Source organism: Capnocytophaga stomatis (genome assembly GCF_002302635.1).
GTDB classification, from domain to species: domain Bacteria; phylum Bacteroidota; class Bacteroidia; order Flavobacteriales; family Flavobacteriaceae; genus Capnocytophaga; species Capnocytophaga stomatis.
The window spans coordinates 2,292,030-2,312,881 of the sequence record NZ_CP022387.1 but is presented as its reverse complement, the minus strand read 5'-3'; the positions used below and the strand labels follow the sequence as shown (position 1 = coordinate 2,312,881).

The following is a 20,852-nucleotide window of genomic DNA, read 5'->3' as shown; positions in this document are numbered from 1 at the left end:
AAAAGGAAAAAGTGTAAAGGATAAAGTTAAAAAAGGGCGGAAGATTTTTTCGCCTTTTTTTGTAAAAACAATAAATAGAACATAAACAAAATAACAACTAGTTTGGAAAGCAATTATTTTCCTTCTTTTTTAAAACAACAATTAAACACACATATATGATTTGCAAATTATGTAAAACTCAAGAAGCTGACAAAAAGAATACACATTATCTAACTGATAGCATCATTCGTGGAGCTTTGAATTTTGATGGGAGTAATGAAAGAGAAAAGGGATTTTATTTTGATATGTCTAATAGCACTCTGTCTATTGAGTATAACTTTCAAAGGAATGCCCCTGTAGATAAACTTGAAGAACGCTTAGGAAGAAATATTACAGATGAGGAAATAGAAAAAGCTAAAGCTATTCCTTTTTCCGTTGATAATACTTTTTGCAGTTCGTGTGAAAAGCACTTTACAGGTATTGAAGAAGATTTCATCACAAAAATCCTTCCTAAGTTTCGAGAAGTAAATCTTACAGATTTTAATGAAATTGTTTTAGAAGATGTCAAAACCATAAGATTATTTTTTTATTTACAGGTGTGGAGAACTGCTGTTTGCTGTGATGGTTTCAAAATTACAGAAATATGTAACAAAACTCTTAGAAATATCATCTTAAATTATAAGTCATTAAATATTGATAATATTAATCAATACCCTCTTTCAATTACTTACTTACAAACATTAGGGGGAAAAGAGGCATATACTGGGAATTTTGTAGGATATACAAATGATTCAAATCCAAATCTGATAATGATGAATGATTTTATCATTCAATTTTATGAAACGAGTATTGATGATACTACTTTTTTTGATTTTTGTAATCTAAATAATAGAGAAACCTACAAAAAGTATATAAACTACAAAGAAAATAAATTTATATTCAATATTTTTCAAAATGAAAAACGATTGCAATTTTGGGAAAATTTACATCTTAAATATAAAGGAATACCACTTATTTCAGAAATGAAAAAAGTTTTTATTTCGCTTTATGTAGAAATACATAAAAAAATGCCCCCAAGAGAATTATTAGATAAGTTCATAAAAGAAATAACTTCAATGAAAGATTTTAATGCACTTCAATACTCACGGGAAACTATTATAAAAAAAATACAAGATTTTTTTGCTCGAATAGAAAAATAAATAGAATAATTTCTATGACAAAACAAATACTTTTAACAATCGGGATAACCCCGAAATATCAAAACATCTATAGATAGCTTTCGGGGAAACCCCGTTGTAAGAAAACATACATTTTCTGTAATCGGGATGACCCCGAAATGTCAAAACATCAGAAAACAATAATCGGGAAAACCCCGATGACAAAAAACAAGTATTTTTAGCAATCGGGATGACCCCGAAATATTAAAATAGTTGTTTTAAATAAAAAGTAAAATAATTTATATTATCCTTCGACTTCGCTCAGGAAGACAAATGACATATTTTTGTCTCTTCTGTCAGGCTGAGCGGAGTCGAAGCCTAAATTTTCACATAAAAACATCCTCCTTTATCCCCCTTCAAAGGGGAAATTCAGTAGAAAACAATCGTTATAAGCAAAAGAAAAATAATTTATATCATCCTTCGACTTCGCTCAGGAAGACAAGCAACATATTTTTATCAATTCTGTCAGGCTGATCGGAGTCGAAGCCTAAATTTTCACATAAAACATCCCCCTTATCCCCTTCAAAGGGGGAATTCTTACAAAAAACAGACTTCCTAAAATCTTCTTTAAAAAAAGTAAGTCCGTTTTCTGTTAGTTTTTAAATAAAATTTTTTTTCGTTCCACAACTCCCCCTTTGAAGGGGGCTGGGGGGATGTCCGCCTGAAATGACTCCCAACTTTTTGAGAAAAAATCGAAGCTTTTTTACCTTTTCTTCTAACTAAAAGATAAAAAATGAAAACTTATATGTTAAAAAATCATATCATTTCATTTTTATTTTTATCTTTGTGGAAATTAACTTATTAAATATAAATCATTTTGCTATGAAAAAATTAGACGCACGTGCACGCACTACCGAAATCGATGATGTTTCCGAACGACTTTTGGTGCTGTACCGAAAAGAAACTGCCTTGCAAGAAGAGGCTTTTTTGAAATCTACTTTTGCCGAAATCGAAACGCTTTCCCACGAAATTACTGAAGCCATCAAACGCGATGTGTCGCTCTCCAAACAGGAAGAAGCCGACTTGCGTAGGGATAATTTGGTGCGGTCACTCAATGCGGCATTGCTCGGTTATTGTGCGTTGCCTATCCCTCAATTGAAAGAAAACGGAGAGAAATTATTCGCTGTCTTCTCCAAATATGGGGTGAAAATTACGAAGGAGGCGTACGCTGTCGAATCATCGCTTATTGAATCGTTGTTAAAGGATTTGTCTGCCCCCGAGTTGGAGCCGGCAATTGCGTCACTCACGGGCGTGGGAGAAATCATTTCGCAACTTCGCACCGCACAAACTTCCTTTACTCAAATTCGCACCGAATACGAAAAAGCAGTATCGGAGCAAAAAGACGCACCTTCTGCCTCATCGCTGAAAAAACCATTGCTTAATGCCATCAACGGAAAGCTCATTCCGTATCTCATCGCAATGAAAATCGCCAATCCTGCCCAATATAGTTCGCTTGCCAATGCGGTGGCTCAAGCCATTGATGCTACCAACATTGCCATAAAACGCAGAAACAACAATAAAAACCAAACGCCTAACGAATAATTTACAAAATCACGTAGGAGCAAAACATTTTTTGACTAAAATAAACATCGAATATAGCTAACCTAATATGATTTATCGTGTTTTTCAATGTTTTTTCAAGAGTGGATTTACGACCTTGGAGACGAAGCGTTAAGAAAATCAATAAATGGAACGTAGAAAATCTCTATTGTTTGAGCGTTAGCGAGGTTAGATATTTTCAGTGAAATAAATTGATTTTTAGCATAGTATCCAAAGTCTTGAATTTTTGATTCTTTTGTTTCAAGACAAAAGAATAGAAAAAGATGATTTATATAAAGAGAGCTATACAAAAAAGCGAAAAATTTTTCGCCCCTACAATTTAAAAAAATGTCTGAAAAATTCCTTCACACACATCCGTATCCGCCGTTTATTCCTGAGGGAACTACCAAACTGATTGTAGGTACGTTGCCTCCGCCTCGTTTTTCAGGATACGGACTTCTAAAACCCGATGATGTGGATTTTTGCTACGGAAGCAGAGACGGGCAGTTGTGGAAAATTTTGGGAATTATCTTTCAAACCGATTTCCTTTTTGAAAATACGCAAGAAGCCGTACATCAACGTAAAAAATTTCTTTCGGAAAATAAAATCGGGATTTGTGATATTATAGAAAGTTGCCGAAGAACCAAAATTGATGCTTCTGATTTGGGAATGCAAGATGTTGTTCTGAGGGATTTTTTCAGATATTTGGAAGCTTTTCCGTCGATAGAAATGCTTCTTTTCACGGGCGGAAGTAGTCAAAACTCTCCTGAATATTTCTTCCGTAAATACCTAAGAGGTAAAGGCATAACGATGGAATTGCTCTCGGAGGAAACTCCCCGCATTCACGAATTTTCTTTTCACGAACGGATTATAAAAACTGTATCGCTCACCGCTCCGTCGGGGTCGGCAAACAGAGCTGTGGGGAGCATTCCGTTATATAAAAAGTTAAAAAAACAACACCCAAATTTCTCTACAATTGACTTTCGGGTGATGCAGTACGAGGCTTTTTTCAAGTAAAAAAAGGAAAAACGAGATTATCGCATCTTCTTGATTCTGTCCAAATTACGTTTATTGTCTCGTTCCTTGATGGTTTCACGTTTGTCGTATAGTTTTTTACCTCTTACCAAAGCTATTTCCACCTTTGCCAAGCCTTTTTCATTGATGAAAAGCCGTAGCGGAACTATTGTTAATCCCGTAGTTTTTACCTCTTTATGAAGTTTTTTAAGTTCTCGCTTTTGAAGTAAAAGTTTGCGTTCGCTTTTGGGTTTGTGATTGTAATGAGTGCCGTGAGCGTATTCTTCAATATTCATATTGATGACAAATAGCTCGCCCTTTTCATTAAACTCACAGAAACTTTCCGCAATTGAGGCTTTTCCCAACCGAATGGATTTAATTTCTGTTCCAACAAGCACAATTCCAGCGAGATACTTATCCAATATCTCGTATTCAAACTTAGCTCTTTTATTGAGGATATTAATGTTTTTCTGCATCATAGGGCAAAAGTAATGAAAAGGGCGAACAATGAAAAATGAAAACTCAAAAAATTAAATTTCGTAAAAAATTAAATCTTTACAAAAGAAAACAAACTACTGTTTTTCAACATCATAAAAGATAAAATACAAATATATTTTGATTATATTCCTCAAAAAAATATGAAATTCAATAATTATATGTATTTTTGTGATTTAATTTTACATACGATATAAAAATATATTCATAAGAAATGAGAACGATACAATTCAGAGAAGCTATCTGCGAGGCTATGAGCGAGGAAATGCGTCGCGATGAATCAATTTACCTAATGGGAGAAGAAGTTGCCGAATACAACGGAGCGTACAAAGCCTCCAAAGGTATGTTAGATGAATTTGGACCTAAACGTGTGATTGACACCCCTATCGCTGAGCTGGGCTTTGCAGGAATTTCGGTTGGTGCCGCAATGAACGGAAATCGCCCAATTGTTGAATTTATGACATTCAACTTTTCTTTGGTTGGGATTGACCAAATTATCAATAATGCAGCCAAAATTCGTCAAATGTCAGGTGGGCAAATCAACATCCCGATTGTTTTCCGTGGTCCTACTGCTTCTGCAGGGCAATTGGCAGCTACACACTCTCAAGCTTTCGAAAATTGGTTTGCAAACTGTCCCGGACTTAAAGTAGTTGTTCCTTCAAACCCTTACGATGCCAAAGGTTTATTAAAATCGGCAATTCGTGATAATGACCCTGTTATTTTTATGGAATCTGAGCAAATGTATGGCGATAAAGGAGAAGTTCCTGAAGGAGAATACACTTTGCCATTAGGAGTTGCTGACGTAAAACGCGAAGGAAAAGACGTTACTATCGTTTCTTTCGGAAAAATCATCAAAGAAGCATTCTCTGCCGCTGAGGCTTTGGCTAAAGAAGGAATTGAATGTGAAATCATTGATTTGCGTACCGTCCGCCCAATGGATAGCAAAACCATTTTTGAATCTGTTAAGAAAACAAATCGCTTGGTTATTTTGGAAGAGGCTTGGCCTTTTGCAAGTGTTGCTTCAGAGATTACGTACCAAGTTCAGGAAAACATCTTCGACTACTTAGATGCACCAATTCAGCGAATTACAACAGCTGACGTTCCTGCTCCTTACTCCCCTGCTTTGTTGGAAGAATGGTTACCTAATGCCAACGATGTAATTAAAGCAGTGAAAAAAGTAATGTACAAGTAATATAAACTTATTAAAGTAACTAAATATCTTAAAATCTTTGTAAGAAAAAAGCTATTCTTACAAAGATTTTTTTGATTTCTCCTCTTTTAACAGAAAAATTCTTCTTTTGCAAATCATAAAAATTTCTATCATTTGTGTTAATTTTTACTGGAACATCTACTCTTTTTACATCACTCACAAACCGTTAAAATTAACTATTTTTAACCTTACTAACAAGCCTTTTTTATTAAAAACAAGCAATCATAAAGCTTTTCCGCCTTATATCTTAACAATATTTTTTTGTTAATTTTTATCTTTTCAATATGATTTCACAAAGCAGAATGGCAATATGCTATTGCTTTCAACAAAAAATTTGAGTAAATTTGCGTCCGTTAAAAGAGATGATTTAATTATGCCGTTATTTGAGACTATTAATGTAGATGAGAAAACTCATCTTTATGTTTGGAAAGTGACAGAGTCGCTTAGTGATTTAATCGAAAGGGCTGATTTGACGGGAATTCATCAAGCAAGATACAATTCCATCAAATTTGAAACAGGGAAGAAAAATTTCTTAGTTGTTCGTGAAATTTTAAGCTCTTTAGGATACACATCAGAAGATTTGTTCTATGATGAAAAAGGAAAACCTTTCTTGAAAGATGGGAAAAATATTTCTATCAGTCATTCATTTGATATGGTTGCCCTTATCATTGGAGAACGCCAAGTTGGGGTGGACATTGAGAAAAAAAGAGAGAAAATCATCAATGTTGCGGATAAATTCACACAGTGGAACTACCGTAACGCGTCGTTTTCTGCTCACAATGTTCTTCAAAAACTAACTATGATTTGGTCAGCCAAAGAAGCTGGTTACAAAATGCACGGAAAGCCCGGAATTACAGCAAATCACATTTTGGTTAAGGACTTCTTTCCAAATGACACTAAAACAAAAATTAAAATTGAAGATTCTGTTTACAATGTTTCATTTTTGAACGTTCAGGAAGAGTTTGTTTTAGCGTACTGTTTAACTTAAAAAAAGAGAGCCCAAAAAGCTCTCTTTTCATTTACAGTTTTTCCAATCAAAAAAACCACTATACTCAGATTGTATAGTGGTTTTGTGTTTTAAGTCATTATGCATCAATTTTTGCGTATTTAGCATTTTTTTCAATGAATTCTCTTCGTGGCGGAACTTCATCTCCCATCAACATTGAGAATATCCTGTCGGCTTCGCTGGCATTTTCGATGGTTACCTGACGAAGTGTACGATATTCAGGATTCATTGTAGTTTCCCAAAGCTGGTCGGCATTCATCTCTCCCAAACCTTTATATCGCTGAACATTTGTTCCTCCGCCGAATTCCTCGCTTAATTTATCGCGTTGCTTATCATTCCACGCATATTCTTTTTTATTTCCTTTCTTAACCAAGTAAAGCGGTGGCGTTGCGATGTAAACATACCCGTTTTCTATCAATTCACGCATATAACGGAAGAAGAAGGTCAGAATAAGCGTTGTAATATGTGAACCATCAACATCGGCATCACACATAATCACAACCTTATGATAACGCAATTTCTCCAAATTCAAGGCTTTTATCTCTGGGTCATAGTAAACCCCCAAAGCACTATAAATATTATTAATCTCCTCGTTATCAATAACTTTAACAAAAGTTGTTTTTTCAACATTCAAAATCTTACCCTTAAGAGGAAGAATTGCCTGATAGTTTTTATCACGTCCGCTTTTTGCAGTTCCACCCGCAGAGTCTCCCTCCACGAGGAACAATTCGCATTTTTCAGGGTCTTGCTCTGAACAGTCCGAAAGTTTCCCAGGCAGCCCGCTACTGCTCATCACAGTTTTGCGTTGTACCATTTCACGAGCCTTCTTCGCAGCCTGACGTGCTTGTGCAGCCAAAATAACTTTTTCTACAATGGTTTTGGCATCATTTGGGTTTTCCTCCAAATAAGCTTCAAGCATATCCGCCACAGCCTGCGAAACAGCCGCAGTAACCTCACGATTACCCAACTTTGTTTTAGTTTGTCCTTCAAACTGAGGTTCAGCTACTTTTACGGAAATAATCGCCGTAAGCCCCTCACGGAAGTCATCACCAACTATCTCAATTGGGTTCTTTTTATCCTTACTTGCTTTCTCCAATAATCCTGACTTATCGGCATACGATTTCAGAGTTCTTGTAAGTCCCATACGGAAACCTTGCAAATGTGTTCCTCCTTCTGAAGTGTTGATATTATTCACATACGAGTACAAATTTTCGTTATACGAATCATTGTAAATCATCGCTACTTCCACAGGAATTCCTGCTTTTTCGCCTTCCATAGAGATTACGTGAGAAATGATTGAAGGTCTGCTCGCATCCAAATACTTAACAAATTCCGTAAGCCCGTTTTCTGAGTAAAATTTTTCACAAATGTACTCACCTTTTTCATCTTTATTACGCAAATCCGTTAAAGTGATGGTTATTCCTTTATTCAAAAACGCCAATTCACGAATGCGGGCAGCTAAAGTATCATACTTATATTCAGTAGTTTGCTGAAATATTTCTTCATCAGGATGGAAAGTAACCGTAGTTCCTCTTTTATCCGTATCTCCAATTTGTTTCACCGGATACAAGGCTTTTCCTCGTTGATATTCCTGCTGATACACTTTCCCTTCACGACAAACAGTCGCTGTTAGATGTTGTGAAAGTGCGTTCACACACGATACTCCCACTCCGTGCAATCCTCCCGAAACTTTATAAGAACCTTTATCAAATTTACCTCCAGCCCCGATTTTGGTCATAACCACCTCTAAGGCTGAAACTCCTTCTTTTTTATGAATATCCACCGGAATTCCACGTCCATTATCTTCAACTGTAATCGAATTATCTGCATTAATGGTCACGGAAATAGTGTCACAATATCCGGCTAATGCCTCATCGATGGAGTTGTCCAACACCTCATACACCAAGTGATGCAAACCACGTGGTCCCACATCTCCGATGTACATTGACGGACGCATCCGCACGTGTTCCATCCCCTCTAATGATTGAATATTATCAGCTGAATATTGACTTTTGTTTAACTCTTCACTCATAATTTTTCCTTACGCTGTTCTAAAAAATAATAGTTTACAAAGATACAAATTTTATCCGAATTACAAAAACACAGATATCAAAAAACAATCAATAACATACAAAATAAAATCTCTCAGCAAGAAAAGATTTTTACTTTTACAAGCTGAGAGATTTCTGTAATTATATGATTATTTTTAAATCCTACATATAACTTTCAATGGGTACACAAGAGCAAATTAGGTTTCGGTCGCCGTGGGCATCGTTTACCCTACGGACAGTTGGCCAAAATTTGTTTTCAGCGATGGACTCCAACGGGAAGGCTGCCTTTTGTCGGCTGTATGGCAAGTTCCACGTATCGGCAGTGAGCATTGCTTGGGTATGCGGAGCCTCTTTCAGCACGTTAGTTTCATCGGTTGGTGTGGCTTCCTCAATTTCTCTGCGGATAGAAATCATCGCATCGATGAACAAATCCAATTGAGCTTTACTCTCACTTTCAGTAGGTTCCACCATCAGCGTTCCTGCCACCGGGAAAGAAAGCGTTGGTGCGTGGAAGCCGTAATCCATCAAACGTTTGGCAATATCGATAGCTTCAATCCCATTTTGTTTAAACGGACGGCAATCCAATATCATTTCGTGAGCAGCTCTGCCTTGTTCTCCCGTATAAAGAATTTCGTAATGTTTTTTCAAACTTTCTTTTAGGTAGTTCGCATTTAAAATAGCGAATCTTGTAGAGTTTGCCAAGCCTTCGCCTCCCAACATTTTGATATATGCGTAAGAAATCAAACAAACGTACGCACTTCCGAAAGGAGCTGAAGAAATCGCCGTGATGGCTTCGCTTCCGCCTGTGGCAACAATCGGGTTAGTAGGCAAGAACGGAGCTAAATGCTTAGCAACGCAGATAGGTCCTACGCCCGGTCCGCCTCCTCCGTGCGGAATAGCAAAGGTTTTGTGCAAGTTCAGGTGACAAACGTCCGCCCCAATAGTTCCCGGATTGGTAAGTCCCACCTGAGCGTTCATATTTGCCCCGTCCATATACACTTGTCCGCCGTTTTTGTGGATAATATCAATAATTTCAACGATAGACGACTCAAATACACCGTGCGTTGACGGATAAGTAATCATCACCGCAGCTAAGTTATCTTTATGTTTTTCAGCTTTTTCCTTCAAGTCAGCAACGTCGATGTTTCCTTTATCATCCGTTTTAGTAACCACCACTTGCATTCCCGCCATTGCAGCCGAAGCAGGGTTCGTTCCGTGAGCTGATGACGGAATCAAGCAGATATTTCGATGCCCTTCCCCGTTGGAAATGTGATACTGACGGATAACCATCAAGCCCGCATATTCACCATTAGCTCCCGAGTTGGGTTGTAACGACGTAGCGGCAAATCCTGTGATGACCGACAAGGCTTTTTCGAGTTCGGAAAGCATTTGGTGATAGCCTTCTGCTTGATTTTTAGGCACAAACGGGTGAATATTTGCCCACTGAGCCATACTCAAAGGAAGCATTTCGGTTGCGGCGTTGAGTTTCATCGTACAAGAACCGAGCGAAATCATTGAGTGATTCAAAGAAAGGTCTTTCCTTTCTAACTTCTTGATATAACGCATCATATCCGTTTCGCTGTGATACGAATTGAACACCGGAGCAGTTAAAAATTCGCTTTGACGACGCAATTCTGCCGGAATAACGTTCTTTTCTTCCAACGCCGTTACCGTTACTTTTGATTTTCCTTCCGCCGTTGCGAAAACTTCTAAAATAGCATTAATTTCCTCAACACCAACAGTTTCGTTTAACGAAATATGTACGTTCTCGGCATTCGGATAGTAGAAATTAATTTGGTTTGCTTCGGCTATGGCTTTGATTTTTTCAGCATTTGCCCTTACTGAAATCGTATCGAAGAAATTTTTATTATTTACTTGGAAACCTAATTTTTCCAAATTATTTTTCAAAGTTGCGGTGGCGTTATGCACTTTGCTGGCGATAAATTCCAAGCCTTTTGGTCCGTGATAAACGGCGTACATTCCTGCCATTACCGCCAAAAGTACCTGAGCCGTACAGATGTTGGAGGTGGCTTTATCGCGTTTGATGTGTTGTTCACGAGTTTGAAGTGCCATTCGCAAAGCCGGATTTCCGTCTGCATCGATAGTTACTCCGATGATACGCCCCGGAATGGAACGTTTGTACTCATCACGTGTTGCAAAATAACCGGCGTGCGGACCTCCGTAACCCAACGGAATACCAAAACGTTGCGAAGTTCCTACCACCACATCGGCACCGAATTTTGCAGGAGCTTCTAACAGAACCAAACTCAACAAATCAGCTGCTACAACTACTTTTATATCCAAACTGTGAGCTTTGGCTACAAAATCAGTATAATTGTAAACCTCTCCGTCAATTCCCGAAGGATATTGAACGATAGCCCCAAAATAGCTTTCATCCAAAGTGATAGTTTCGTGATTACCAACCACTAACTCAATGCCAAACGGAGTGGCTCGGGTTTGTAATACGGAAAGCGTTTGTGGCAGAATGGTTTCAGAAACAAAGAATTTATTAACGTTATTTTTTTTCTGTTCGCGAGAGCGTAAATCAAGTAGCATTGCCATAGCTTCGGCGGCGGCAGTTCCTTCATCTAAAAGAGAAGCGTTGGCAATTTCCATTCCTGTAAGGTCGAGGATAACGGTTTGATAATTAAGGAGTGCTTCCAATCGTCCTTGTGCAATTTCAGCCTGATATGGTGTGTAGGCTGTGTACCAACCCGGATTCTCAAAAATGTTTCGTTTGATTACCGAAGGCGTAATTGCTTCATTGTACCCCAACCCGATGTAAGATTTGAAAACTTTATTCTTAGCTGCCAATTCGCCTACGTGTTGCAGGAATTGATATTCGCTAATGCCTTTTGGCAAATTTAGGGGCGATTGCAGACGAATATGTTTAGGAATGGTTTGGTCAATTAATTGGTCTAAACTATCAGCACCAATTACGCTGAGCATCTGCGGAACGTCATTTTGAGCAATCCCGATATGACGCAATTCAAATTTTTCTGTATTCATAATTGTATGTAAATCAATTTTGATTATTAAATGTACAAATTTAGAATTAAATTTGAAAAATCGCAAGTTTTTTCCGTCGGATTTCGGAATTTTCAAGAAAAAACACACAACAGATTAAGGATAAATTTCCGTGAGTGAGACCACACTCAGGCAACCATTATGCCGAGACAAATTTTATTGGAAGTTAAAGCCGATATGAATATACATTTATCCAAAAAAATCTGTTTGTGAAATAAAAAACAATATAACTTTTACAAACACAAAGAATATATACAATTTTTACTTTAAAAAATTTACAAATACATATTTATACACATAAAAAATAAACAGAAACGAATTTTTATCGATTAAAATAATTTTCTGACTATTAGAAAATATAAAATATACTCAAAACATAGTTTTCTAACTTTCAGAAAATGATAAAATCAGTTACATTATGTATTAAAAACAAAAAACTTTATCAAATCAATAACCTTGATAAAGTTTTTTATTATAGAAATAAAGAATTTACTTCCGAGCTAAAATTAAAACAGTATATATTCAATTTTTAAGCCCAATGTCGGAGCTATAGGGCTGTAATAATTATTACTATCTGTTCTTACATCCGATTTTCTGTAATAATGTCCTAAACCTACGTGAAAACTGAAAAGTAAATCTTTAGCAATTTCGGTTTGTATCCCCCAATGTAACTCATTTATCATTGTTACGGCATTTAAAGCATCATTGCCGTATAAAATTTTGTTTTGTATTCCAACAAAATTACCTCTGTTATAGGAAATATCTTTCCCTTTTCGCACTCGGTTATCTCTGTTGTAATAACGTCTTAGCCCAATTTTAGTATAAGGTGTGTATTCTCCGAAATTTACTCCCATTGAAAGCCCGTAATCCTTTATATTTGCTGCTCCCATTGCTGCAGAAAACTCTGCTAAAATATTGGTAGAAACAGGCAATTCATATGATGCTCCCAAAGAAAGAATGGAAGCCTCTATACCAAATTGTTTTTTCAACTCTGTTGATTGACTATGCCCCAAAAACGGCAAACAAAAAATGATAGTGTAAAATATTTTCTTCATTATATTTTAAATTTATTTTGAAATTCTAATTCTTGTTCCTTTCCAAGTGTTAGGAAACTTTCGCTTGCTCTTCCAAACAGCATTTTTTCATCTTTAAAGTACATTAAATTTTCAGGGGCAAAAATAGAATAAATTTTCATATAACAAACTTATATTTAATTTTAACTTTTGCATAAAAATATTATCATATTAATAGTAATTCCATAAACATTAATCTTAAAAATAAGGAATAAATCATCTTTAGGCAGTAAAATTTTTAATTTTTCAGTATAAATACAAAAATAGACTTCGAAAAATACTTTATAATGTATTCATTTATTTGTTTTTTCAAAAAAAATATTATACATTGCACACGTAAATCTTATAAAAATATGTGATTATGATTCCGAAAACAAATTTAGCCCAATTGCGTCTGATGGATTTCTTTCAAGTAGCCAGCAACATTGCCCATTATGCACGCAAAGAAAATTTAGAAACACTGAAATTGGCATCTTCTTTCACAGATTATGAAACCGCTTTGGACAATCTGGATAAAGCCCTTAAAAGAGATTCTACCAAATTTGAGACTCAGAAACTCAATAAGATTAGTGGCAAACGCAGAAAAACCATTTCGGCTCTAACCACCGCAGTACGTGCTTTTTGTCATTCTCCTGAAGAAGGACAGGCTCAAAAAGCTCAAAAACTTCTTTCTGTAATTGAAAAATACGGCAAAAAAATCAGCGGATTGCCTCTAAGAGAGGAAACCGCTGCCATTACCAATCTGTCACAAGATTTTAAAACACCCGAAATCAAAGCTTTAATTGATTCGATAGGGCTGTCTTTATGGGTTACTTCGTTAGAAACCTATAATACCGAGTTTGATACGCTCTATAAAGAACGTTCGATAGAACAGGCAAGCCACACAATGGGACTTACCAAAGACGCACGCGAAAAAATGCAGAAAACACTCAACAATTTTGCAAAAACAATTAATTCATTGGCCTTCTTGGAAGGTGAAACGCCTTACAAAAACTTAGCCGACTGCATAAACAACGAAATTAACAAAGCTCTCAGTGAAGTAAAACGCCGAAAAAACTCGGGTAAGGACAAAGATAATTCGGTAGAATAGTAACTCGGTAACAAGAGACTATATTTCAGACTCTTTAACACAAAGAACACTGTTATAATCGTGAATTACAACAGTGTTCTTTTTACATTTAGCTGTTCTTTGTATTCTTTTTTTTGCATAAAAAAGAATACTATTGCTCTTTTTCTTTCTGTTTTGTTATTTTTTTAGAATCTTTGCAATATCGGGCGGGAAATAATTTGCTCCTTTCATTACCTTTCCGTCCTCACGGTAGATAGGTTTTCCGTTTTCATCAAGTTTGCTCATATTACTACGATGGATTTCGTTGAAAACTTCTTCTATTTTATGTTGCATTCCGTGTTCGATAATCGTTCCGCAGAGGATGTACAGCATATCGCCCAAAGCATCTGCTACCTCTACCATATTTTTGCTTTTAACGGCTTCCAAATATTCTTCGTTTTCTTCTGCCATTAACCGAAAACGCAAATTTGTTATTTCTTCTCTTAAATTGATGGTTGGTTCTTGGCTCATTCCCAGCCCAAAAGCTTTATGGAACTCCGCCACTGATTTTAATTTATTTTGCATTTTAATCGCTTTTTTTTATTCTTTTTAAAAAAAGAAAAACACCTGCAAAAAGCAAGTGTCTTCGTTGTTATTTCTTATTAATTTTGTCGTTTTTTGTATGTGCTTACGAGCTTTTTATTTGCTATAACGAAAGTTAGCGTCAGAGTTCCTTCATTAAGAACAAAAGGAATTTCAGCTACAAGCCCTTCATCGCTTTTTCCGAATATTTTGCTGTCTGAAACTGTGTATGTCCAATCTATCGGTTTTTCGATACAGATACCACTTGCCAGCATACTTATGTACGTTTTGAGTGTAGTTTCCTGAAAAACAGCGTGGCTTTTCTTTTCACAATCGGTAAGAACACGCTCTCTACCATTAACATTCATCGATATTATTTCCCACGTACCTACGAAAGGATTTTGTTTAGGGGTTTCGTTTTTGTTATCTCCATTATTATCAGAAGAATCAACCGAAGGTTTATTAACTTCACCTCCATCATCTTTCCCGCAAGAAATCACCAATAAACTAAATGCAAGCACAGCAAATGCTAAGATTTTTTTCATAATAATTTCAATTTTGTAAAACTCGGGTGCAAAGGAACGAAATATTCCCAAGTGAGCAAAACACGAATAACATAAAGTTTAGTTAATATACGACAAACACGTATCTTAACAAATAAGTCAAAATAAAAGAACAAAACTTTGCTAACTAATTCTTATTAAGCTATTTATTTTTAAACCTCTATGCTTACCGCACGATTATGAACGTTTCTTCCTTGCTCAAAGTAAAAATCAATTCTTCCTAAATTAATTCCAAAACATCCCACTTGATTAACTAACGTTATGTTTCCTTTTTTATTAGAAACCAAAGTAGGTTTAGGCAAGAAAGTATGCGTGTGCCCTCCTATAATCAGGTCTATTTCAGAGGTTTCTTCAGCAATTTTCAGGTCACATATAATTTCATCGGTATTGTACTTATATCCCAAATGCGATAAACAAATCACCAAATCACATTTTTCTTCATTTCGTAGTTTACGTTCCATATCTTGAGCTATTTCAAGCGGGTCAAGGTAAATTGTTTCCTTGTAATTATCTTTATTTACTAAATTCTTTAGCCTGATTCCCAAACCGAAAACCCCTACACGAATTCCGTCCACAACGTAAACTTTGTAAGGTTTTGTGCGTCCGTCCATTATCGTGTTCTTGAAATCGTAATTTGCTGACAGAAAATCAAACTTCGCGTGAGGAAGCTGAGCAAGTAATCCTTCAAGTCCGTTATCAAAATCGTGATTTCCAATTGTTGCAGCGTCATATTTCAGCATCGACATTAGTTTGAACTCCAATTCGCCTCCGTAAAAATTGAAGTAAGGCGTTCCCTGAAAAATATCTCCCGCATCAAACAAAAGCGTATTCGGATTTTCCTGACGTATTTTCTCAATCAGGTAAGCACGCCGAGCCACCCCTCCTTTATTAGGATTTCTTGGGTCATTCTTGGAGATGGGTTCTATGTGACTGTGTGTATCATTGGTATGCAAAATGGTTATTTTTTTCGCATTTTGAGGTTTCATCGAAAGAGACAAACCTCCCAAGCCCACAAATAATGATGTTGCTCCTATATTTTGTATAAATCTTCGCCTTTCCATAATCTTGATGTATTAATTTAAATTACTTATCTTCAACAAAAATAAATCTGTCATCTCTCTCCGCCTTTATAGAATCTATCTTTTTGAAATAATCCATTAGTATATTTCGTATCAAATAATCTGTTTCGTAAACACTTATTGAATCGTGAAAAAATATCATTCCGTCGCCTCCGTGCATCAAATAATCAGATGTTGCAACCACATATGTTGCATTAGGGTCAACGCTTTTTCCGTTAATTGTAAATAACACTAAATCTCCCTTTGGCGTAATATGAAGTTTTACGTGATTTGACAAAGGATGTGCCGTTTTGGTTTTAGTTAAATACTGTACCATTTCGTAAAGTTTTTCTCCTTTCATCTCCAACACTACCAATTTATTTTCAAAAGGCATCAGGTTGTAAACTGTTCCTACTGTTACATCTCCTTTCGGCAAATCGGAACGAATCCCTCCCCAATTAAGCAAAACAAAATCAATGTTTTTTCCTGTTTTTTGAGAATAAATAGGATTTATTATTTCAAAGGAAGCATCTGCTAACAAATTTCCTATAGGTGCGTTTAACTGGCTGGTTTCCTTAACCAAAGCCTCAGGATTGTAAGTCAAAAGCGTTGCTATTTCCTTGCGAACGTGCTTCTGATAAGGAAGTATAAACTTCTCTATTTCATCATCTTTCCCCTGGTTATCAGCTGCAATTTCTATATTCTTTGCCTGAATTAAGGTCAAATTATTTTTCGCAGGCTTACACGAAATAAAACAACAAACTGTTACGAATGCAACAAAAAAATAGTTCATTCCTAAATACAACTTTTTCATAAATGATTCTTATTTATAAATTTTATCTTTATCTTTGCGAACAGACCGTAAAAGTAGTAAATTTTGGAATTTCTAAAAAATTATTTTCTAAAAAAACAAATTCAGAAGAATTTAAAAGCCTTAGAAAAATACTCTGCAAGGCTCGGAAGCTCCATTTCAAAGGTGGGTTGCATCGTTGATATGGATGTTGTTAAGGACATTGAACCTCTTTTGGAATTGGTAAAATATTACAATTTGCGTCCTGAAAATTACATTTTTTTAGGATACAAACAAAAATCGGAAGAGACTCATACAAACGGAGTGCCTTTTTTGATAGATAAAGAGATTAATTGGCAGGGAAAAATTCGTAACTATCACGCCGACAGGCTTTCGGAACAAGAGTACGATATTTTAATCAATTATTTTAAAAGTCCGAAACTACCTTTATTATTGCTTTCTTCTTCCATAAAAGCTAAATTACGAATTGGCTTTGAAGGAATTGATGATGAATATAACGATGTGATTATCAACTGCAAACTGGAAGATGAAGCCGTTTTCACCACCGAAGTTAAAAAGGTACTATCAACAATGCTGAAATAAAAATAATATCATTATGGAACAACTAAAAGGAGCAGGAGTTGCATTAATAACTCCATTTACATCTGATAATAAAGTAGATACAGAGGCTTTAACCAAGATAGTAAACTATGTAATTGATGGCGGAGTGGAATATCTTGTAGTTTTGGGAACTACAAGCGAGGTTCCTACTCTGACTAAGGACGAGAAAAAATTGGTCTGCCAAACCGTTATCGAAGCCAATAACAAACGCTTACCTTTGGTTATCGGGATTGGCGGAAACAATACTCAAGCAGTTATTGATGAAATAAACAGTTTTGATTTATCCGAATTCACTGCGATTCTGTCAGTTACACCATATTATAACAAGCCTTCACAAAATGGGCTATATGCGCATTTTTCCGAAATTGCAAAAAATTCTCCACTTCCTGTCATTTTGTACAATGTACCGGGACGCACGGGAGTTTCAATGAGTGCCGATACGGTAAATCGTTTGGCCAAAAACTTCGAAAATATAATCGCTGTAAAAGAGGCTTCTGGTGATTTATCTTTGAATATGGCAATAATAAAGGATAAACCTGAAGATTTTCTCTTCATTTCAGGAGATGATTTTTCTACGCTTCCTTCCGTATTTATGGGCGGTTCGGGAGTGATTTCCGTAATAGGAATTGCCTTTCCGAAGGAATTTTCCGAAATGGTAAGACTTGGATTAAAAGGCGAAGTAGAAAAAGCCAGAGCCATTCATTATCAGCTGATGAAACAAACACACTTGGCTTTCAAAGAAGGTAACCCTGTAGGAATCAAAGCTATACTTGCAGAAAAAGGATTATGCAACTCATATGTTCGCTTACCTTTAGCAGAAGCTTCCAATGCTTTAAAAGCTGAAATTAAAGCAGACATACAAATTATCAGTAAATTATAAGAATTTCAAATAAATTTTTAGTAGAGATTTGAAACTTTGAATAATTTTCAAATCTCTACTTTTTTATTAACTTTTCTTTTTTCGTAATTCTATCACAGTAATTTCCGGCCAAATTCCAACTCTTCCGGGGAAAGCGTGATAGCCAAATCCACGATTGACATTCAGCTTTTTACCTCCTTCATCGTACATTCCTCCCCAGTATTTGTACTTCCATTCCGACGGACTCCATTTGATAAAACCCTCTATTTCAATACCTAACTGCATTCCGTGCGTATGCCCGCTAAGTGTTAGTTGAATATTTTTGTTTTTCGGTAAAACCTCATATTCCCAATGTGTTGGGTCGTGACTTAAAAGAATTTTAAAATCCTCATCGGCAACATTTTGCATTGCTTTTTCCAAATCTCCGTATTTTGAAAATCGTCCGTATCCCCAATTTTCAACCCCTACAATTGCAATTCTTTGCCCATTTTTTTCTATATAGCGATGGTCATTCAAAATCAAATCAAAGCCCATTTCTCGCTGTATATCTTTCAGATTTTCAAGGTTTTCTGCTTTTGCTTCAGGAGATTCCCAAGCAGAATAATCGCCGTAATCGTGATTTCCTAAAACCGAAAACACTCCGTCTTTAGCTTTTAGTTGCTTAAGAATATCTTTCCAAGGAAGTAATTCGCTTGCCAAATTATTCACAATGTCGCCTGTTATCATAATAACATCGCTCTTTTGCTGATTAATCAAATCAATTCCGTATTGAATTTTGGCTCTGTTGTCAAAACTTCCTGCGTGAATATCAGATATTTGCGTTATGGTATATCCGTCAAACGCTTCCGGTAAATCGTCATAGTAAAGTGTATATTTCCAAACTTTATAATCATATTTTCCTCTTGTAACTCCGTAAATCACAGACATAAACGGAACAGAAGCTATCCCCAAAGCCAGCAAACTCACAAATTTTCTTCTTGAAGGAAAATTCTGATTTTCAGTTGTTTTCTTCCTGAATAAAGACCTAACAAACCGCTGAATGTCCTCCAAAAATAAAACAGAAGAAAGCACAACCAAAATGATAAGCCAAGTTACCAAAGCTCCTACCGAATACTGTTGAAAAACCGTCCAAACTGCTTTGGTACGGAGGAACCATTGTAGCATCACGTTTACAACAACCAAAATTGAAATCGCCCAAAAAACATATCTCCCTATTTTAGAGATATTTAGCGTTTTCAAAACTTGATTTGAATAAAGCGTGAGTAAAAAATAAACCGCTACAAACGATAATAAAATTAAATAAATCATTTTACTAAGTGATTGACTTTTAAGGATTAGAAATTATTTTTAGCTATTCATAGCATTGATTATCAGTTTAATTTGTTCTATTCCTGAAATTGGACGTACCGATTCATCTAAGAAACTTGCCGTGTTGAAAGAAAAAGGCAACTGACTTTCTGATTTCTCAAAAATCGTTCCAGAAAAATGCACTTCATTAAATCCAGCTTCTTTGATTTTCAAAATTGTTTGCGGATTAATCCCTCCGCCCGGCATAATTGTGATTTTTCCTTCAGCAAGGGTATTTAATTCCTTTAACAAAGGTAATCCCTCTACTGCCGATTTTTTCCCGCCAGAGGTCAAAATACGTTTCACTCCAAGTTTTTTCAATATTTTAATCGCTTCAGTTGGGTTCGGAACGCAATCAAAGGCTCTGTGGTAAATGAAATCCATCGTTCCTGAAGCCTCCATAAGCCGTTTTGTACGCTCTTCATCAATGGTATTATCCGAGTTTAAAACGCCCGTAACCACGCCTTTACAACCTAATTCTTTACAAAGAACAATATCACGAAGCATCACATCAAATTCCTCATCAGTATATGTAAAATCTCCGCTTCGTGGACGAATTAGCACACAATTTTCAATAGAAAGCTCATCCATAACTTTCTTGATAAGCCCATAACTTGGAGTAACTCCTCCTACTCCTAATTCGCTACACAATTCAATGCGATTCGCACCTGCCATCTGAGCGTTTCTTGCTGATTCAAAAGAACTTGCACATATTTCAAATACCATAATCTAAAAATTTTATGTGGTTAATAAAAATGTATTATTTTCAAATTTGATTGATATTTTCAAAATTTCAATCTCTTTTTTTAATTTAACGGCACAAAAATACGCCTTTTTAATGATTATTTTCTTATATTTGTTGCGACAAGAATGAAACTTAATATTCTTTTAACAAAATGGAACATTTTTTGACCATAAAGTACACCATTTTTAATAACTTTGACGAGCTCCCCGAATCTGCAAAAAATTTGATGAAGGAAGCCATCAAAGCGAGGGAAAACGCCTATGCGGCATATTCGGGTTTTAAAGTGGGTGCTGCTGTTCTTTTAAAAAATGGAGAGATTTGCATTGGTTCCAATCAGGAAAATGCTGCTTATCCTTCGGGGTTATGTGCTGAGCGTGTGGCTGTATATCAGGCTTCTGCCCGATTTCCGGAAGAAACCATTGAAGCGATAGCTCTCACGGGAACGGCTAAAGAACCTACGCAACATCCTGTTTCTCCTTGTGGTGCTTGCCGACAGTCGCTTTCTGAGTATGAAATCCGTCAGAAACAACCCATTAGCATTTATTTTATGGGAGCTTCGGGAAAAATTATCAAAACCGAATCCATCAAAGACCTTCTACCTTTTTTATTTGACGGAAGTCTTTTGTAA

20 protein-coding genes are annotated in these 20,852 nt (G+C 36.0%); 9 read left to right on the top strand and 11 right to left on the bottom strand.

What is annotated here, in order from left to right; all coding sequences use genetic code 11:
* Window positions 1–155 precede the first annotated feature (155 nt).
* The 3 genes from CGC58_RS10330 (at window position 156) to CGC58_RS10315 (ending at window position 3,752) form a co-directional block, all read left to right on the top strand.
* Complete coding sequence (locus tag CGC58_RS10330) at window positions 156–1,178, top strand: hypothetical protein (RefSeq protein ID WP_095896627.1); 1,023 nt, start codon at window positions 156–158, stop codon at window positions 1,176–1,178.
* A gap of 840 nt (window positions 1,179–2,018) precedes the next feature.
* A complete protein-coding gene (locus tag CGC58_RS10325) occupies window positions 2,019–2,738 on the top strand; it encodes a DUF6261 family protein (RefSeq protein ID WP_095896626.1) in 720 nt (239 codons plus the stop codon).
* A gap of 345 nt (window positions 2,739–3,083) precedes the next feature.
* Window positions 3,084–3,752: a uracil-DNA glycosylase family protein gene (locus tag CGC58_RS10315; protein WP_095896625.1), complete on the top strand. Its 669-nt coding sequence runs from the start codon at window positions 3,084–3,086 to the stop codon at window positions 3,750–3,752.
* 17 nt (window positions 3,753–3,769) lie between these two features.
* Here the strand turns inward: CGC58_RS10315 and smpB are convergent, their stop codons facing one another.
* Entirely contained in the window at window positions 3,770–4,228 is a 459-nt protein-coding gene (gene smpB, locus CGC58_RS10310) for an SsrA-binding protein SmpB (RefSeq protein ID WP_173014989.1), read from the bottom strand.
* Window positions 4,229–4,458: 230 nt separating this feature from the next.
* Here smpB and CGC58_RS10305 point away from each other — a divergent pair, with 230 nt between their 5' ends.
* On the top strand, window positions 4,459–5,436 hold the full coding sequence (locus tag CGC58_RS10305; RefSeq protein WP_095896623.1) for a pyruvate dehydrogenase complex E1 component subunit beta: 978 nt from the start codon (window positions 4,459–4,461) through the stop codon (window positions 5,434–5,436).
* Window positions 5,437–5,827: 391 nt separating this feature from the next.
* A complete protein-coding gene (locus tag CGC58_RS10300) occupies window positions 5,828–6,442 on the top strand; it encodes a 4'-phosphopantetheinyl transferase family protein (RefSeq protein ID WP_095897205.1) in 615 nt (204 codons plus the stop codon).
* Window positions 6,443–6,539: 97 nt separating this feature from the next.
* Here CGC58_RS10300 and gyrB read toward each other — a convergent pair whose 3' ends face one another.
* The 4 genes from gyrB to CGC58_RS12740 form a co-directional block, all read right to left on the bottom strand.
* Window positions 6,540–8,492 carry a DNA topoisomerase (ATP-hydrolyzing) subunit B gene (gene gyrB / locus CGC58_RS10295; RefSeq protein WP_095896622.1) on the bottom strand — a complete coding sequence of 651 codons (1,953 nt, stop codon included), beginning with the start codon at window positions 8,490–8,492 and terminating at the stop codon, window positions 6,540–6,542.
* Between the two features lie 181 nt (window positions 8,493–8,673).
* Window positions 8,674–11,520, bottom strand: coding sequence for an aminomethyl-transferring glycine dehydrogenase (gcvP, locus tag CGC58_RS10290; protein WP_095897204.1), 2,847 nt, complete (start codon window positions 11,518–11,520; stop codon window positions 8,674–8,676).
* Window positions 11,521–12,044: 524 nt separating this feature from the next.
* Window positions 12,045–12,593, bottom strand: a complete 549-nt coding sequence (locus CGC58_RS10285; RefSeq protein WP_095896621.1) for a hypothetical protein — start codon at window positions 12,591–12,593, stop codon at window positions 12,045–12,047.
* The gene (locus CGC58_RS12740) at window positions 12,593–12,733 is read right to left on the bottom strand and encodes a hypothetical protein (protein WP_157909252.1); all 141 of its coding nucleotides are present in this window, start codon (window positions 12,731–12,733) and stop codon (window positions 12,593–12,595) included. Before CGC58_RS12740 ends, CGC58_RS10285 begins: the two co-directional genes overlap by 1 nt.
* Before the next feature lie 239 nt (window positions 12,734–12,972).
* On the opposite strand from CGC58_RS12740, the gene CGC58_RS10280 reads away from it, so the two are divergent.
* On the top strand, window positions 12,973–13,701 hold the full coding sequence (locus CGC58_RS10280; protein WP_095896620.1) for a DUF6261 family protein: 729 nt from the start codon (window positions 12,973–12,975) through the stop codon (window positions 13,699–13,701).
* A 156-nt stretch (window positions 13,702–13,857) separates the two neighbouring features.
* On the opposite strand, the gene CGC58_RS10275 is transcribed toward CGC58_RS10280, so the two are convergent.
* The 4 genes from CGC58_RS10275 to CGC58_RS10260 form a co-directional block, all read right to left on the bottom strand.
* The gene (locus tag CGC58_RS10275) at window positions 13,858–14,244 is read right to left on the bottom strand and encodes a pyrophosphohydrolase domain-containing protein (RefSeq protein WP_095896619.1); all 387 of its coding nucleotides are present in this window, start codon (window positions 14,242–14,244) and stop codon (window positions 13,858–13,860) included.
* A gap of 77 nt (window positions 14,245–14,321) precedes the next feature.
* Window positions 14,322–14,786: a lipocalin-like domain-containing protein gene (locus CGC58_RS10270; protein ID WP_095896618.1), complete on the bottom strand. Its 465-nt coding sequence runs from the start codon at window positions 14,784–14,786 to the stop codon at window positions 14,322–14,324.
* Window positions 14,787–14,956: 170 nt separating this feature from the next.
* Entirely contained in the window at window positions 14,957–15,865 is a 909-nt protein-coding gene (locus CGC58_RS10265) for a bifunctional metallophosphatase/5'-nucleotidase (protein ID WP_095896617.1), read from the bottom strand.
* A gap of 22 nt (window positions 15,866–15,887) precedes the next feature.
* Window positions 15,888–16,676: a 5'-nucleotidase C-terminal domain-containing protein gene (locus CGC58_RS10260; RefSeq protein ID WP_095896616.1), complete on the bottom strand. Its 789-nt coding sequence runs from the start codon at window positions 16,674–16,676 to the stop codon at window positions 15,888–15,890.
* Between the two features lie 63 nt (window positions 16,677–16,739).
* On the opposite strand from CGC58_RS10260, the gene CGC58_RS10255 reads away from it, so the two are divergent.
* Together CGC58_RS10255 and dapA are read left to right on the top strand one after the other, a co-directional pair.
* Entirely contained in the window at window positions 16,740–17,255 is a 516-nt protein-coding gene (locus tag CGC58_RS10255) for a DUF6913 domain-containing protein (RefSeq protein ID WP_095896615.1), read from the top strand.
* Window positions 17,256–17,265: 10 nt separating this feature from the next.
* On the top strand, window positions 17,266–18,153 hold the full coding sequence (gene dapA, locus CGC58_RS10250; protein WP_095896614.1) for a 4-hydroxy-tetrahydrodipicolinate synthase: 888 nt from the start codon (window positions 17,266–17,268) through the stop codon (window positions 18,151–18,153).
* 66 nt (window positions 18,154–18,219) lie between these two features.
* Here the strand turns inward: dapA and CGC58_RS10245 are convergent, their stop codons facing one another.
* Window positions 18,220–19,440 carry a metallophosphoesterase gene (locus CGC58_RS10245; RefSeq protein ID WP_095896613.1) on the bottom strand — a complete coding sequence of 407 codons (1,221 nt, stop codon included), beginning with the start codon at window positions 19,438–19,440 and terminating at the stop codon, window positions 18,220–18,222.
* Between the two features lie 39 nt (window positions 19,441–19,479).
* The gene (locus CGC58_RS10240; RefSeq protein WP_095896612.1) at window positions 19,480–20,205 is read right to left on the bottom strand and encodes a copper homeostasis protein CutC; all 726 of its coding nucleotides are present in this window, start codon (window positions 20,203–20,205) and stop codon (window positions 19,480–19,482) included.
* A 170-nt stretch (window positions 20,206–20,375) separates the two neighbouring features.
* On the opposite strand from CGC58_RS10240, the gene cdd reads away from it, so the two are divergent.
* Complete coding sequence (gene cdd / locus CGC58_RS10235) at window positions 20,376–20,852, top strand: cytidine deaminase (RefSeq protein WP_095896611.1); 477 nt, start codon at window positions 20,376–20,378, stop codon at window positions 20,850–20,852.